Raw genomic sequence first — 15,711 nt, 5'->3', positions numbered from 1 at the left:
TCACTCATTAAGTTAGAAAGCTTTCAGGCTCATGTCGAGGCTGCGGATGGAGTGGGTCAGCGCCCCGACGGAAATGTAGTCGACGCCGGTGGTGGCTACGGCGGCAATGGTGTCTTCGGTGATGCCGCCGCTGGCCTCCAGGGGGTAGCGGCCGGCCACCAGGGCCACGGCCTCGCGCAGTTGGTCGGGGGCCATGTTGTCGAGCATAATTCGCTGGATGCCACCTACTTCCAGCACCTGCTGCACCTCGGCCAGGGTGCGGGTTTCCACCTCAATGGGCAGCTGCCGGCCGGTGCGGGCCAGGTAGGCGTGCGTCGCTTCAATGGCCTGCCGGATGCCGCCGGCATAGTCTACGTGGTTGTCCTTCAGAATAATCATGTCGAACAGCCCGTAGCGGTGGTTGACGCCGCCCCCGATGAGCACGGCCCACTTCTCGCAGAGGCGGAAGTTAGGCGTGGTTTTGCGAGTGTCAAGCAGGCGGGCGCGGGTGCCGGCCAGCAGGCTGGTGAGGTGGGCCGTGCGGGTGGCAATGCCGCTCATGCGCTGCATGCAGTTGAGCACCAGACGCTCAGCGGTCAGAATGCTCTGGGCCCGGCCCTCCACGGTAAAAGCTAGGTCGCCGGGCTGCACGCGGGCCCCGTCGGCGAGGCGCTGCTCCAGGCGCAGGTCGGCGTCTACTTCCCGGAAAATCAGGTGGGCCAGCTCCACGCCGGCCAGCACGCCGGTGTCTTTCACCAGCAGGTGGGCCCGATTGCGGGCCTCGGCCGGAATGGCCGCCTGCGCCGAATGGTCGCCGTCGCCGACGTCTTCGGCCAGGGCCGTGCGAATAAAGGTGGTAAGAGCTTCCGGGGTGAGGTAGGAGGGCGTTTGCACGGCGCAAAAATAGCAAAAACAGCCCGCTCCGTTGCCGCTTTTCCAGAATGCGGCCCCTAGGTCCCCCTGGCCACAAAAAAAGCGCCGCGGACTTTCGTTCGCGGCGCTTGCTCAGGGGTTGTGAGGAGTTAGTCCTCCTTGGTGAAGGCGATGGTGGAGATTTTCATGCTGCCATTCACCGCTTTCATCTTGACGAACATGCTGTAAGCACCGTTTTTGCCCTGGTACTTGCCCACGGCGTACGGCGTGCCTTCGTTGCTGCCGCCGTAGTGAATGAAGTCGAACGAAGCCGGCGAGTTTTTGGCGAAGAAGTCGCGCATTACAAACTCGGCCTGCGTGGAGCTGTAGCTTTGCTTGTCGCCGTCGAAGCTCAATTCGACAGAGGGGGCGAAAAAGTCGGCCAATTCCCGGGAGGAAGAAGCCCGGATGGCGTTACGCACTGGTACGAAAGCCTCACCTTGCGCCAGTGCGCCAACCGAGAAAAACAGGCTCCACACGAGGGTGAGAGCCAAAAAGAAGTTGCGTTTCATACTAGCGTAGAGAATTCGTCTTGCAGTTCGCGAAAACTATGCCAATGTGGCGTTTTCCGAGCAATGTAGACCGCGGCCACTCTGTGCCGGCCCCAAGGTAGGAAAATGCGGACGTTTCACGGGGCCCCGCGTATCTTTGCCCCCATGAATAGACAGGTATTGTTGGTGATTCTGGATGGGTGGGGTTTGGCGCAGAATAAAGAAGTGTCGGCCATCGACCAAGCGCGTACGCCCTTCGTGGACTCGTTGTTTCAACGCTACCCGCACAGCACCCTGCAAGCCTCGGGCGAAGCCGTGGGTTTGCCCGATGGGCAGATGGGCAACTCCGAAGTCGGCCACATGAACATCGGGGCGGGCCGGGTGGTGTACCAGGACCTGGTGCGCATCAACAAAGCCATCCGGGAGCGGAAGCTGGGCAGCATACCGGCCCTCACCAAAGCCTTCGACTATGCCCGCCGCAACGGCAAAGCCGTGCACCTGATGGGCCTGCTCTCCGATGGGGGCGTCCACTCCCACCTCGACCACCTGAAAGCCCTGTGCACCCTGGCCCACGATGCCGAGGTGCACAAAGTGTTTATTCACGCCTTCACCGATGGCCGCGACACCGACCCCAAGGGCGGCGTGAGCTACGTAAACGACCTGGAGCAGCACTTGCAGCACGGAGCCAGCGGCCGGATTGCCTCTATCGTGGGGCGCTACTACGCCATGGACCGCGACAACCGCTGGGAGCGGGTGAAAGTGGCCTACGACCTGCTGGTACACGGCAAGGGCACACCTTCGCAAAACCTGATTCAGAGCATGCTCGACTCCTACAAGGAGGGCGTAACCGACGAGTTTCTGAAGCCTATTGTGAAGGTGGGGGCCGATGGGCAGCCACTGGCTACGATTCAGGAGGGCGACGTGGTGCTGTGCTTCAACTTCCGCACCGACCGGGGCCGTGAAATCACCCAGGCCCTGACCCAGCAGGACTTCCACGCCTACCACATGCACCGGCTGAGCCTGCACTACCTGACCATGACCAACTACGACGCCACGTTTGTGGGCGTCACCCCGATTTTCGAGAAAGACAACCTCGACGAAACCCTGGGCGAAGTGCTGGCCCAGCACGGCCGCACCCAGATTCGCATTGCCGAAACCGAGAAGTACCCGCACGTGACGTTCTTCTTCTCGGGCGGCCGGGAGGTGGAGTTTGCCGGGGAGCGGCGCATTTTGCGGGCCTCGCCCAAGGTGGCTACCTACGACCTCCAGCCCGAAATGAGTGCCTACGAGCTGCGCGACGCCCTGGTACCGGAGCTGCAAGCCAAGTCGGCCGACTTTGTGGTGCTCAACTTCGCCAACCCCGATATGGTGGGCCACACGGGCGTGTTTGCGGCGGCGGTGAAGGCCGTGGAAACCGTGGACGCCTGCGCCCAGGCCGTGGTAGAAGCCGCCCTGGCCTCGGACTACGCCTGCATCATCATTGCTGACCACGGCAACGCCGACATGATGATAAACCCGGACGGCACGCCCAACACGGCCCACACCACCAACCTGGTGCCCTGCATCCTGGCCGATAACGCGTACTGCGGCACCCTGGCCGATGGCAAGCTGGGCGACATTGCGCCCACGGTGCTTCAGCTAATGGGCCTGCCCCAGCCCGCGGCTATGAGTGGCCAGAGCCTGCTGCGGCCCGAACCCGTGCTGCATGCGTAAGCTCGGCTGGGCTATAGGCGGACTACTGGCCCTGGTGGCCTGCTCCGAGCCGGCTGCGCCGGCTGCTGGCAGCAACCCGCGCCCCTTGCGCCAAGCGGGCTACTTTCCGATGCTCCGCTTCCTGGAGCAGCAAGCGGCTCTGCTGAACCGCCAGCGCCCCGCCGTGCAGAAGCAGGTAAGCCTATTCAACGGCCAGCAGGAAACCACCCGTCTCACCCCGCCGGACTGGACCAAGGAGCTGCAAATCTTCCAGCAGGCCGACATCAACAAGCCCGCCCTGCGCGGCCAGTACACCGTAGATTCGGCGGCTACTGCCGAAGGCCTGGTGCGCCGCACCTACCGCCGCCAGCCTACCACCGACCACCCCGTGCAGGAGTTGACCGTGCTGCTGCAAGGCTCCGCCGTGCGGGAGCTGACCGCCACCCTGCGCCAGGATAACCCCCTGGTGTACTCAGAGAAGCACTTCACGCTTCGCTGCCAGCCGGCAGGCCGCCTGCGAGAGTACGCCGTGCGCGGCGTGCAGAAGCTGGTACTCTTCGACTCGGTGCGGTACAACGTGCGGACCCAGGTGGAGTAGTCGGCTTCGAGCTCGACTTGCCTCCCGAACAAGAGGCCCCGTAGCCCTAGCGGGGCGAATTATCGGCAGTAGTTGATTGTTTTAAATTATATTTATTTACAGTATCAACAGCAATACCTGAGTTAATACTGTCATGACAAAAAAGATTGACTTTTACATCATATTTGTTCTTCTTTATTATGTATAAAGGACTATGTTTTATCTTTATCAATGTGTCGCCTAATGAGATGTTATTGCGAATCAGTATATAAAATCCTGCCATACCTCTGAATACTAATGATTTGTGACTGTTTGGATCTAATCCTTTAAGCTCTATTGCTCTGGAATCAGGACCCTTATCTACTACAATTATATTTGTTTCAACCCCAGAATAATCGTTAATAAAATCAGTACAGGAGGCATCACGTTCACATGATGATACCATTCCTGATATTATTAATAAGAACCATTTTTTCATACTGTATTTTTTTCATTTAGAATGCACATAATAGCGTGTGCCGTTCATCCAAAAGCCCGCCACTACTCCCCCATAAGCGTAGCCAGCACCCAGCGGCGGCCGCCGTGGTTGCGGTGCTCTCCCAGATAGATGCCCTGCCAGGTGCCCAGGGCCAGCTGCCCATTGCTGATGGGTACGCTCACGGCGTGGCCCAGCAGGCTGGCTTTGAGGTGGGCGGGCATATCGTCGGGGCCTTCCTGGGTGTGGCGGAAGTACGGGGCCTGCTCCGGCACCAGGCGGCTGAAAAACTGCTCGAAATCGTGGCGCACGGTGGGGTCAGCGTTTTCGTTGATGCTGAGGCTGGCCGAGGTATGCTGGATGAAAAAGTGCGCCGTGCCCACGCGCAGCTGTTCCAGCTCCGGCAGCTCGGCCACCAGCAAGTCGGTTATCAGATGAAAGCCCCGGCTCACTGCCGGCAGCCGCAGCCGTTTTTGAAGGAAAAGCATGATTGGGGTGATAAGGTAACGGGTGACAGGTGACAGGTGACAAGTGATAGGTAACAGGTAGAGCGTCATGCTGAGCGCAGCCGAAGCATCTCTCCCGCTGGCTAACTCTACTCGTTAGGACGAAGCGGGAGAGATGCTTCGGCTGCGTTCAGCATGACAATACCACTGCAACGTCAGCACGCGAGATGCTTCGACAGGCTCAGCATGACCGTTTACCTGTCACTTGTTACCCTTTACTTGTCACCTGTCACCCGTTACCCGTCACCTCATCACCAGACTCACGGATTCTTCCGCTCGTAGGCGCCCAGGTCGGGACGTTGGGCGTCGCGGGGGCGGAGGAGGAGGTCGGTGCGGAGGGTGGGGAGGGGCAGGCCCTGGTTGCTGGCCGGCGAGAGGGTGTCGAGCTGGTAGTCGAAGCCGCGGCCGCGGGGGCGCTGGGGCGTGCTCTTGAAGATGGAAGCCGTGGGGTTGAGTACGTTGCCATTGCCGGTGAGGGCCAGCGGGCCGGTCTGGGCGTACTTCTCAGTGCGCAGCAGCGTATTGCGGATACTGATGCCGCTGGCATACTGCTCGCCGTTTACCAACTCCAACTCATCCTTTTCCGAGCCCACCACAATGGAGTTGCGCATGGTCAGGCGCGGAGCTACTAGGGGGCCAGGCTGGCCATTGATTCTGATGCCGTTGGCCAGCAGCACCGAGGGCGTTTCGCGGCGGCCGGTGTAGTTGGCAATGGTGCAGTAGTCGAAGCTGTACTCGCCGCCCTGCACGGCCCACACGGCGTGCTCGGCGCAGTTGGTTAGCAGAGTGTTGCGCACCGCAAAGTCGCCGGAAATGCTCAGCAACGCCGCCCCGGCCAGGTTAACGCCTCCAGCCAAGGCAAAGGGCGCGCTGGAAATATTCTGAATCACGCAGTTTTCGACGCGCACCTGGGGGCGGGGCTGGCGGTTGCGCAGGTTCACGATAAACAGCGCGAACGAGGCATTTTTGATTTCGGCAAAGCGCACCACGTTTCCAGCGGAGCTGGGCCCAAACTGGATGCCGCCCCACTGCCCCGGCACATCGTTGTACTGCTCCTCTAGCCGGTCGCCCTGAAAGCGCACGAACTCGCGGCTGTCGGGCTTCAGCTCCCCCGTGGGCGCCAGCGTGGGGTTGACGAGCAGCCGGCCTCTCACCACCAGAAATGAGCCGGCGTGGGAGTAAACGCGCGTGCCGGCCTCGATGGTGAGCGTGCAGGCCGAGTCCACGAGCACCGAGTTGAAGATGACGTGGGGCTTGTCGTTGCGCCACACGACGTTGCAGGGCAGCACCTCCGAGTCGTGGAAGTAGGCGTTCTGGCCGTAGCCGAGCACCTTTACCTGCTGGTCGTTGCCGTTGGTGCGGAAGCGCAGGTCGTCTTCCACCAGAAAGGGCTTGCCGGCGGCGGGCGTGGGGTCGATGGTGGCCCGCACCAGCACCAGCAGACTGTCGCGCCCCCGAATTTCCACGTTGCGCGCTGCGGGGCCGGCGTCGCCGTTTACCAGCAGGCTGTAGGTCACGCCGGGGCGGCTTTGCAGGCTGATTTCCTCGACCCGCACGGCGCGGCGGTTGCGGTTGTACACCCACAGGCGCTTGGTCACGGTGCCCACCGTCACAAACACCGTATCGAACTTGACGGTATCGGAGGAGAATTCCAGCTTGGCGCTGCTGTCGGTGGTCAGCACGTCTTCCTTGGGCTCACAGCCAGGCAGGCTCAGTACGGCCGAAAGGAAGAGCAGCAGCGGGAGTAAAAAGCGCATGTGGCGTGTAGCAACTGTGGCGTAAGCTTCAGCTTGCGCCGTTCCGGGAGAAAGGCACACTGTACAGAAGTGTTTCTAAACGCAAACCGCTCCGCCTACAGTGTGGGAGGCAGAGCGGCTGGGGTATTTGTTTTGAGCGGCTGACGGCGCAACCGAAGGTCAGCGTAGCTAAGCTGAAGCTTGCGCCACAGTTGCTTATGCCACGCCTTCCTTCAACCGCTCGGCGCTTTCGGCAATGCGCAGCTGCTCCACGAAGTCGTCGATGTTGCCATCCATCACGGAGCTGAGGTTGTACACCGTGTAGCCGATGCGGTGGTCCGTTACGCGACCTTGGGGGTAGTTGTAGGTGCGGATTTTGTCGCTCCGGTCGCCGCTGCCAATCATGCTTTTGCGCTGGGCGCCTTCGGCCTCGTTTTTCTTGGCCAGTTCAATTTCGTAGAGACGGGAGCGAAGCACCTGCAAAGCCTTGTCGAAGTTTTTGAGCTGGGACTTCTGGTCCTGGCACTGGGCCACGATGCCGGTGGGCAAGTGGGTGAGGCGCACGGCCGAGTAGGTAGTATTCACCGACTGCCCGCCGGGGCCCGACGACATAAACAGGTCTTTGCGCACGTCGTTCATGTCGATTTCCACGTCCAGCTCCTCGGCTTCGGGCATTACCACCACCGAGGCCACGGAGGTGTGGATGCGGCCCTGGGTTTCGGTGGCCGGCACGCGCTGTACCCGGTGCACCCCGCTCTCAAACTTGAGCTTGCCGTACACGTCTTCGCCTTTCAGGGCCAGAATAATTTCCTTGTAACCGCCCGATGTGCCTTCGGTGGCGTCAATCAGGTCCATGCGCAAGCCTTGCTTTTCGGCGTAGCGCATGTACATGCGTTGCAGGTCGCCGGCGAAGATGGCCGCTTCGTCGCCGCCGGCCCCGGCCCTGATTTCCATGATAACGTCTTTGGAATCGTTGGGGTCCTTGGGAATCAGCAGCTCTTTGATGACGGCTTCCAGCCGCTCCTGCTCGGGGTAGAGGGTTTCCAGCTCGTCTTTCGCCATCTGGCGGAAGTCTTCGTCCTTCTCGGTGGCAATTACCTGCTTGGCGCTTTCAATATTGGCCAGCACGTTCTGGTAGGCCTTGTACTCGGTGACAATCTTGCCGAGGTCTTTATATTCTTTGTTCAGGGCCTTGAAGCGCTTCATGTCGCTCATGGCTTCGGGCTGCGTCAGCTGCTCGCCCACATCGTTGAAGCGCTCTTGGATGGCCTCTAATTTGTCCAGCATCTTGCCTTCAGAAAAATAGGATTAGGACGGCAAAGGTACGGAAACTATGCCGTGTGTGGATAAGGTGAAACCCGCTGGCGCAGAAGCCGCAAGCGGGTTTGGTCTGATCGGGAGCGTGTGGCTAGTAAACAGGCAAAACATCATACAGCAGCCCGTCATGCTTCATCTAGCGGCCGCCTGTCGAAGCATGACGGGCTGTTTATTACCCATCCACTCACCCTAAACCGGAAACGACGAAAAGCAGCCCGCCGCCAGATTATATTTCCTAAAGCGTACTTCGTTTCGAAAAATTTCTACTTTAGGCCGCTCAACCCCGCGCTCATGGCCTTGCCCCGTGCCTTCCATGCTGCTTACCACACCCTGTCCGTCGCGCCGCTGACGGGTACCGGAACACCCGTGACAACAACCCGCTAAGCGGGCCGCGGACTCCTCTTTCTCTTTTTCTTTAGAATCATTCGCCGCCCGCTTCGCCGGTTCGCCTCTCCCACAGAGGACCCGGAAGGAAGCGGGTTTTTCTTGTTCACGCTGAATCACAAACTATGCAGGTATTGAAATTCGGGGGCTCGTCGGTGGCGACGGCCGACTCTATGCGGCAGGTGCTGGACCTGATGGAAGCCGCGGCCCGGCAGCGCTCCACGGTAGTGGTGGTATCGGCGCTGGCCGGCATCACCGACCTGCTGATTGCGGCCGGTCGCCGCGCTGCTGCTACTGATGCTGGCTACCGGGAGCTGCTGCACGAGCTGGAGGAACGTCACCTGAATGTGGTGCGGCAGCTCCTGCCCATCACCGGGCAAAGCGCCGTGCTTAGCCTGGTCAAAACCCACTGCAACGAGCTGGAGGCCCTTTGCGACGGGGTGTTTGCCCTGGGCGAGCTGTCGGACCGCACCCTCGACCGGCTGGCCAGCTACGGGGAGCTGCTGTCGTCGCGGGTGGTGGCGGCGGGGCTGGCGGCCCGCGGCACGGCCCACCAGTGGCTCGACAGCCGCCAGCTCATCCGCACCGACGCCCGCTACGGCCGCGCCGCCGTAGACTTTGCCGCCACCAACCCGCTGATTCAAGCCGCCGTGAACGGGGCCGAGGTGGGGCTCTACGTGGCGCCGGGCTTTGTGGCGGCGGCCCCCGACGGCAGCACCACCACCCTGGGCCGCGGCGGCTCCGACTACTCGGCGGCCATCTTTGCCGGGGCCCTGGGTGCCGAGCGCCTGGAAATCTGGACCGACGTGAGCGGTATGATGACGGCCGACCCGCGCCTGGTGCGGGCGGCCCGACCCATTCCGCGCATTTCCTACCAGGAAGCCATGGAATTGTCGCACTTCGGGGCCAAGGTGCTGTACCCGCCCACCATTCAACCGGTGCGGCAGCGGGGCATTCCGCTCTGGATCAAAAACACGTTTGCACCCGCCGACGAAGGTACGCTGGTGGAGGTGGCGCCCCCGGCCAACCAGGCCACGGTGCGGGGGCTGTCGAGCATCGGGCCGGTGGCTTTGCTGCGGCTCGAAGGCAGCGGTATGGTGGGCGTGCCGGGCTTTTCGCGGCGGCTGTTTGCGGCCCTGGCTCGGCAGCAGGTCAATGTTATTCTTATCACCCAAAGCTCCTCGGAGCACTCCATTTCAGTGGCCGTGAGTGCCGAGCAGGCCGCCCGCGCCCAGCAGGCCGCCGACGCCGAGTTTGCCCCCGAAATTGCCGCTGGCCGCCTCGACCCACTCACCCGCGAAGACGACTTGGCTATTCTGGCCCTGGTGGGGGAGCAGATGAAAAACCACCCCGGCATCAGCGGGCGGCTGTTTGGGGCGCTGGGCCAGAACGGCGTCAACATCCGGGCCATTGCCCAGGGCTCCTCGGAGCAGAACATTTCGGCGGTGGTGCGCCAGCCCGACGTGCGCAAGGCCATCAACGTGCTGCACGAAACCTTCTTCGAGGCCACCACCCGGCAGGTGAACGTGGTGGTGGCCGGCGTGGGCAACGTGGGCCGCAAGCTGCTGGAGCAGCTGGCCCAGCAGCAAGCCTGGCTGCGCGAGAAGCTGCGCCTGAACCTGCGGGTGGTGGGCCTGGCCAACAGCCGGCAGTTTGTGCTCGACGAGGAAGGCCTGGACCTGACCAACTGGCCGGTGGCCCTGGCGGCCGGCCAGGACCGAGACCTGGATGCCCTCACCGAGCAGCTGCTGACCCTGAACCTGCGTAACACGGTGTTTGTGGACGTAACGGCCAGCCCGGAGGTGGCCGGAGTGTACGGGCAGCTGCTGGCCCGGAGCGTGGCGGTGGTGGCCTGCAACAAAGTGGCGGCCTCGGCCGAGTACCGCGACTACGCCCGGCTCAAGGCCCTGGCTCAGGAGTTTAACACCAGCTTTCTGTTTGAAACCAACGTGGGCGCGGGCCTGCCCGTCATCGGCACGCTCAACGACCTGCTGCGCAGCGGCGACGAGGTGCGGCGCCTGGAGGCGGTGCTGTCGGGCACGCTCAACTTCGTGTTCAACCACTACGACGGCACCCGGCCCTTCGCGGAGGTGGTGCGCCAGGCCCAGGCCGAGGGCTACACCGAACCCGACCCGCGCCTGGACCTGACCGGCGTAGACGTGGCCCGCAAGATTCTGATTCTGGCCCGCGAAGCCAGCTACGCCCTGGAAATGAGCGACGTGCACAACGAATCCTTCCTGCCCGCCGCCTGCCTGGAAGGCGACGTGCCCGCGTTCTATGAGCAGCTGGCCGCGCACGAACCTCACTTCCGGGCCCTCTACGATGCGGCAGCCGCCCAGGGCCAGAAGCTACGCTTTGTGGCGAGCTTCGCCGAAGGCCGGGCCCGCGTGGGCCTGCAAGCCCTGCCGCCCACCCACGACCTGTACGCCGTGCACGGCAAAGACAACGCCGTGCTGTTCTATACCAACCGCTACGCCGAGCAGCCCTTAGTCATCAAAGGAGCCGGCGCGGGCGCCGAGGTAACGGCCTCCGGCGTGTTTGCCGACGTGCTGCGGGCCGTGCCGTCCTGAATGTAACGCGAAGTTCCACTTCGCGAAGCGTCAGAACAACCGGCCCAGCATACACCAGACGACATCGTGCTAACCCCTTTCGCCAGTTCAAGTTTAGAAATTCATCTACCCGTCATGCTGAGCTTGCCGAAGCATCTCTACCGAGGGTAACTCTTATCATGTGCGGACGAAGCGGGAGAGATGCTTCGACTCCGCTCCGCTGCGCTCAGCATGACGGGCTATCGACTTCCTAAACAGCTTCTCCATCCACCAAGCCTATGACCTATTTATCCAGTCCGGTTACCGTGCTGGCCCCGGCTACCGTGGCCAATGTGGTGTGCGCGTTTGATGTGCTGGGCTTTGCCCTGGCCGAGCCCAACGACGTGATGCACTTGCGCCTGACCGAGCAGCCCGGCGTCACGATTATCAACGAAGACGACTTTGGCCTGCCCACCGAGCCCGGCCGCAATGTGGCTGGCGCGGCCCTGCTGGCTATGCTGCGGGCCGTGCCCGAGGCGCCCGGTGTGGAAGTGCGCATCCGGAAAACCATCCGGCCGGGCAGCGGCATCGGCAGCAGTGCCGCCAGCGCCGCCGGGGCCGTGGTGGGCCTAAACCATCTGTTGCACAACCAGTTCACAAAGGTTGAGTTGGTAGATTTTGCCATGGCCGGCGAAGAAGTAGCCTCCGGCGTACGCCACGCCGACAACCTGGCGCCGGGCATATACGGGGGCGTCACCCTCATCCGGGCCACGGTGCCCGCGCCCGACATCGTGCCCCTGGATGCCCCGCCCCTGTTCGTGACGGTGGTGCACCCACAGATTGAGGTAAAAACCTCCGACGCCCGCCAGATTCTGAAGCGGCAAGTGGCCCTGGGCGACGCTGTGCGGCAGTGGGCCAACGTGGGCGCCCTGGTGGCCGGCCTGCTTCAGCACGACTACGCCTTGATTGGCCGCTCCCTCGAAGACGTGATTGTGGAGCCGGTGCGCAGCATCCTGATTCCGGGCTTCCGGGAGGTGAAGGAGGGCAGCCGGGCGGCCGGGGCGCTGGGCGGTGGTATTTCGGGCTCGGGGCCATCGTTGTTTATGCTGAGCCAGGACGAAGCCACGGCCCGCGCCGTGCAGGCCGTTATGCAGGACACCTACCACCGCCTTGGCCTCGACTACCATACCTACCTGACCACCATCAACCCCACCGGCTGCCAGGTGCTGACGGATGAGCCGTTGACTACCTAACTCGCCGCATCATTCTAAGACACAGCCGCTGAATCTTTCCACGGTAGCACGAGCCATTTGCCGGGCCGTTCTGCTTGCCTAGCCCCACCCCCGGCCCACCGTTAGAGCTATTCCTAGTTTTCACAGAAAAACTGCTACATGCCTGCCGTTCTGCGGGCGTAGACTCTTCGGCTACCGCCAGACGAAAGATAAAGGATGACAGCACGTCAACTCACCACTTCACCACCCCACTACTCATGCGCTACTACAGCCTTAACCGCCAGTCCGAGCCGGTTGATTTTCGGGCGGCTACCGTAGCCGGGCAGGCGCCGGATGGCGGCCTGTACTTCCCGGAAACCGTTCCGCGCTTCCCGGCCGGGTTTGTGGAGCAGCTACCGACGCTGACGGCAGCAGAAGTGGCCTACACCGTGCTCCGGCCCTACGTGGGCACTACGATTCCCGAGGCTGAGCTGACCCGCATCTGCGCCGAAACCGTGGATTTCCCGCTGCCGGTGGTGGCTGTGACTGAGCAGATTAGCGCCCTGGAGCTGTTTCATGGGCCCACGCTGGCATTTAAGGATGTGGGGGCGCGGTTTATGAGCCGCTGCCTGGGCTACTTCTCTCGCCACGAAACGCGGCCCGTGACGGTGCTGGTGGCAACGTCCGGCGACACGGGCGGGGCCGTGGCCAGCGGGTTTCTGGGTGTGCCGGGCGTGGAGGTGGTCATTCTCTACCCCTCGGGCCGGGTAAGCCCGGTGCAGGAGCAGCAGCTTACGGCCCTGGGCCAGAACATCCGGGCCCTGGAAGTGCGCGGCAACTTCGACGACTGCCAGCGGCTGGTGAAGCAAGCCTTCCGCGACACCGACCTGCGGAACCGGCGCCGCCTCACGTCGGCCAACTCCATCAACGTGGCCCGCTGGTTGCCCCAGCAGGTGTACTACTGCCTGGGCGTAGCACCGGTGGCGGGCCCGCCACCGGTGGTGGCCGTGCCCAGCGGCAACTTCGGCAACCTGTGCGCTGGGCTGCTGGCCTACGTGTCGGGGCTGCCGGTAGGGCACTTCGTGGCGGCCTGCAACGCCAACGCCGCCGTGCCGGCTTACTTGACCTCGGGCGAGTACGCGGCCCGGCCCGCCGTGGCTACCCTGTCCAACGCCATGGACGTGGGCGACCCGAGCAACTTCGGGCGCCTGCTGGAGCTGTTCGGGCACGAGTACCCCGTGATTCGGGGGCTGCTGAGCGGGTGTTCGGTGTCGGATGCCGAGACGCAGGCCACTATTAGGGAGGTGCATGCCCGCACCGGCTACCTGCTCGACCCGCACGGGGCCGTGGCCTTTTTCGCTCTCGAAAACGCTTTGCGCACCCGGCCCGAGGCCCAGGGCCTATTTCTGGCCACGGCCCACCCGGTGAAGTTCCCGGAGGTGGTAGCCGCTGCTACCGGCCAGCCCGTGCCGGTGCCGGCCGAGTTGGGCGAGCTGTTGCGCCGCCCCAAGCACAGCACCCTGCTCGACCCCGACTACGAAGCCCTGCGGAGCGTCCTGCTGGCGTAGAGGTGGTTTACCGCAGTTAAGGAAGCTGATACACAACACCCTGGAACGTCCTGCTCTAGCTGGCGTCCGCGCAGCAGGACAGTCTTTCGACTTCTGAGCGGCTTCTAAAGAAAAGCTGCTTTTACTCGACGCTGGCAGCTTTGGGTAGTAGATTTAGGAAATAATTTTTTGTCAAACATCTTCGACGTGTGACAACAGTAGGCAGCAAAGTACTAGCTTACCTAGCAATTACTGCCCAGCCCCGCGGGCATCTGCCCCGGCGCTTCGGCACTTGCTAGCTGATAGATGTGTCCAGCCTAAGCCCGCTCAACCGCCCGAACAACACCCACCGCAAACCCGATTGGCTCACTATGCTGCCCTCTGACGACGCAAAGCTTTGGGACGATTTTCGGGGTGGAAACGAGCAGGCTTTCACGCGCATCTTTCTGACGCACTACGACGCCCTGTTCAGTTACGGCCTCAAGCTGGCCGCCGACGAGGAGCTGGTCAAGGACTGCATCCAGACCCTGTTTCAGAAGCTGTGGCGCCGCCGCGACGGGCTGGGGCCGGTGGCCCTCATCAAGCCTTACCTGTACAAAGCCCTGCGCCGCACCATCGGCGACGAAACCAAGCTGCTGCGCCGCCACCGCCTGCTGCTGCCCGCTTACTCCGACGAGTTCGACATCACCTACTCGCACGAGGATTTTCTGGTGGCCCAGCAGTATTCGCAGGAGCAGAGCGGCCGGCTGCTGGCCGTGCTCAACCGCTTGTCGCGGCGGCAGCGCGAAGCCATCTACCTCAAGTTTTTCGACGGGTTCAGCTACGAGAAAATCTCGGAAATCATGGGCCTGAACCTGCAATCGGTGCGCAACCTGGTACACCAGGCCCTGAAGGCCCTGAAAAAGGCGCTGCTTCTGTCGCTGCTGGTGCTGTACTATACCTGAGGGCGCCTAAAGGCTGTTTGCCAGCTTCCAAGCGCCCTCAACGGCAGCCAGGTTGTAGAGACGCGACCCTTCGCGTCTCGCGTTGAACGATAAGCGTTGAACGACGAGACGCGAAGGGTCGCGTCTCTACAACCGCTCCGACCTCTTACACAGTAGAGCCGTCATGAGCCGGGCTGATACGTGCGTATAGAGCCATTCACGCGCTATTTCTAGGTGAAAGCGGCAGCCGCCGAAAATATTTTTTGAAAGCACTGAGTATGAAAGTCGGCTGGCGCCGTGATGGGAGTGGAAGGCCTAATTCTTCCGGCCCGCGATGCTCGAAACCGACTACTCCCGCTATACTCCCGAGGACTTTGCCTTGGACGAATCGTTCCAGGCATTCGTATTCGATGAAGCCACGGCCGAAGCTGACTTCTGGCGGCAGTGGCTGGCCCTGCATCCTCACAAAGCCGACGACTGCCAAGCCGCCCGCGACCTGCTCCGGCTGCTGACGCCCAACCAGCGGGCCCTGGCCCCCGATGAAAAACAGCAGGAGCTGCGCAAGCTGCTACGCGCCATTCGTACGCCGCTGGCTCATCAGCCACCTGCCGTGCGCTGGCGGGGCTACCGCCGCGCCCGCCTGGTGCAGGTAGCTGCTGGGCTGGTGCTGCTGGTGCTGGCCGGGCTGGGCGGGTGGCTGTGGCAGCGCAACCTGCTGCATGCTCCGGCCACCGAGTACGCCACCGGCTACGGGCAGCAGCGCCAGCTCACCCTACCCGACGGCTCCACGGTGGTGCTCAATGCCAACTCCACGCTGCGCACTACCAGCTGGAACGAAGGCGGCCCCCGCGAGGTGTGGCTGAGCGGCGAGGCTTACTTCCACGTGGCCCGCAAGGCGCCGGCCTCCGCGCCCAGCATTGCGGGAGCGGCGGCGCCCGCCAAGTTTGTGGTGCACGCCGGCACCCTCGACGTAACGGTGCTGGGCACGCAGTTCAACGTCGTCAACCGCCGCGGCCAGACCAAGGTAGTACTTACCTCCGGCAAGGTGCAGGTAGACCTGCGCGCCGGCCAGCAGCCCCACCGGGTGCTGATGCGGCCGGGCCAGCTGGTAGAATCCTCGGCGGCTCGCCCCCAACTCCACTCCAGGGCCGTGAACCCGGCCCTGTACTCGTCCTGGACCCAAGGCCACCTGAGCTTCGATGGTCAGACCCTGGCCGAGGTGGTGCAAGTGCTGGAAGAGTCCTACGGCTTGCAGGTGGAAGTAACCGACCCCGCCCTGCTGCGCCAGCGCATTACCGGCTCCGTGCCCAATGCCAACGTGGAAGAGTTTCTCGATGCCCTGTCGAAAACCCTGGATGTGCGCGTGACCCGCACGGGCCAGCGCGTGCGCCTCGAACCTGCTCAGTAACCGGTTGCGCCCACCCTACCCTGGG

At 62.7% G+C, this 15,711-nt stretch carries 13 protein-coding genes; 7 read left to right on the top strand and 6 right to left on the bottom strand.

The window, feature by feature from the left end; all coding sequences use genetic code 11:
• Window positions 1-12 precede the first annotated feature (12 nt).
• Window positions 13-873, bottom strand: coding sequence for a carboxylating nicotinate-nucleotide diphosphorylase (nadC, locus tag OIS53_RS15595; protein WP_264679497.1), 861 nt, complete (start codon window positions 871-873; stop codon window positions 13-15).
• A gap of 128 nt (window positions 874-1,001) precedes the next feature.
• Window positions 1,002-1,403, bottom strand: a complete 402-nt coding sequence (locus tag OIS53_RS15590) for a DUF4783 domain-containing protein (protein ID WP_264679496.1) — start codon at window positions 1,401-1,403, stop codon at window positions 1,002-1,004.
• Between the two features lie 144 nt (window positions 1,404-1,547).
• On the opposite strand from OIS53_RS15590, the gene gpmI reads away from it, so the two are divergent.
• Both gpmI and OIS53_RS15580 read left to right on the top strand, forming a co-directional pair.
• Window positions 1,548-3,095 (top strand): 2,3-bisphosphoglycerate-independent phosphoglycerate mutase, encoded by a 1,548-nt coding sequence (gene gpmI / locus OIS53_RS15585; RefSeq protein ID WP_264679495.1) that lies wholly within the window; start codon window positions 1,548-1,550, stop codon window positions 3,093-3,095.
• Complete coding sequence (locus OIS53_RS15580; protein WP_264679494.1) at window positions 3,088-3,672, top strand: hypothetical protein; 585 nt, start codon at window positions 3,088-3,090, stop codon at window positions 3,670-3,672. Before gpmI ends, OIS53_RS15580 begins: the two co-directional genes overlap by 8 nt.
• 46 nt (window positions 3,673-3,718) lie before the next feature.
• On the opposite strand, the gene OIS53_RS15575 is transcribed toward OIS53_RS15580, so the two are convergent.
• The 4 genes from OIS53_RS15575 to prfA all read right to left on the bottom strand — a co-directional run bounded on the left by OIS53_RS15575 (window position 3,719) and on the right by prfA (window position 7,655).
• Window positions 3,719-4,129, bottom strand: a complete 411-nt coding sequence (locus OIS53_RS15575) for a hypothetical protein (protein ID WP_264679493.1) — start codon at window positions 4,127-4,129, stop codon at window positions 3,719-3,721.
• A gap of 62 nt (window positions 4,130-4,191) precedes the next feature.
• Window positions 4,192-4,614 carry a secondary thiamine-phosphate synthase enzyme YjbQ gene (locus tag OIS53_RS15570; RefSeq protein WP_264679492.1) on the bottom strand — a complete coding sequence of 141 codons (423 nt, stop codon included), beginning with the start codon at window positions 4,612-4,614 and terminating at the stop codon, window positions 4,192-4,194.
• Between the two features lie 278 nt (window positions 4,615-4,892).
• Window positions 4,893-6,389: a hypothetical protein gene (locus OIS53_RS15565; protein WP_264679491.1), complete on the bottom strand. Its 1,497-nt coding sequence runs from the start codon at window positions 6,387-6,389 to the stop codon at window positions 4,893-4,895.
• A 195-nt stretch (window positions 6,390-6,584) separates the two neighbouring features.
• The gene (gene prfA, locus OIS53_RS15560; RefSeq protein ID WP_264679490.1) at window positions 6,585-7,655 is read right to left on the bottom strand and encodes a peptide chain release factor 1; all 1,071 of its coding nucleotides are present in this window, start codon (window positions 7,653-7,655) and stop codon (window positions 6,585-6,587) included.
• A 539-nt stretch (window positions 7,656-8,194) separates the two neighbouring features.
• Here prfA and thrA point away from each other — a divergent pair.
• The 5 genes from thrA to OIS53_RS15535 all read left to right on the top strand — a co-directional run bounded on the left by thrA (window position 8,195) and on the right by OIS53_RS15535 (window position 15,686).
• Window positions 8,195-10,639, top strand: coding sequence for a bifunctional aspartate kinase/homoserine dehydrogenase I (thrA, locus tag OIS53_RS15555; protein ID WP_264679489.1), 2,445 nt, complete (start codon window positions 8,195-8,197; stop codon window positions 10,637-10,639).
• Between the two features lie 257 nt (window positions 10,640-10,896).
• On the top strand, window positions 10,897-11,850 hold the full coding sequence (locus OIS53_RS15550) for a homoserine kinase (protein WP_264679488.1): 954 nt from the start codon (window positions 10,897-10,899) through the stop codon (window positions 11,848-11,850).
• Window positions 11,851-12,086: 236 nt separating this feature from the next.
• The gene (thrC, locus tag OIS53_RS15545) at window positions 12,087-13,376 is read left to right on the top strand and encodes a threonine synthase (RefSeq protein ID WP_264679487.1); all 1,290 of its coding nucleotides are present in this window, start codon (window positions 12,087-12,089) and stop codon (window positions 13,374-13,376) included.
• 287 nt (window positions 13,377-13,663) lie between these two features.
• A complete protein-coding gene (locus OIS53_RS15540; protein WP_264679486.1) occupies window positions 13,664-14,299 on the top strand; it encodes an RNA polymerase sigma factor in 636 nt (211 codons plus the stop codon).
• A 313-nt stretch (window positions 14,300-14,612) separates the two neighbouring features.
• Window positions 14,613-15,686: a FecR family protein gene (locus OIS53_RS15535; protein ID WP_264679485.1), complete on the top strand. Its 1,074-nt coding sequence runs from the start codon at window positions 14,613-14,615 to the stop codon at window positions 15,684-15,686.
• Window positions 15,687-15,711: the final 25 nt, after the last annotated feature.

Source organism: Hymenobacter sp. YIM 151500-1, assembly GCF_025979885.1.
Lineage (GTDB): Bacteria > Bacteroidota > Bacteroidia > Cytophagales > Hymenobacteraceae > Hymenobacter.
This window is presented reverse-complemented; position numbering and strand designations above follow the sequence as displayed.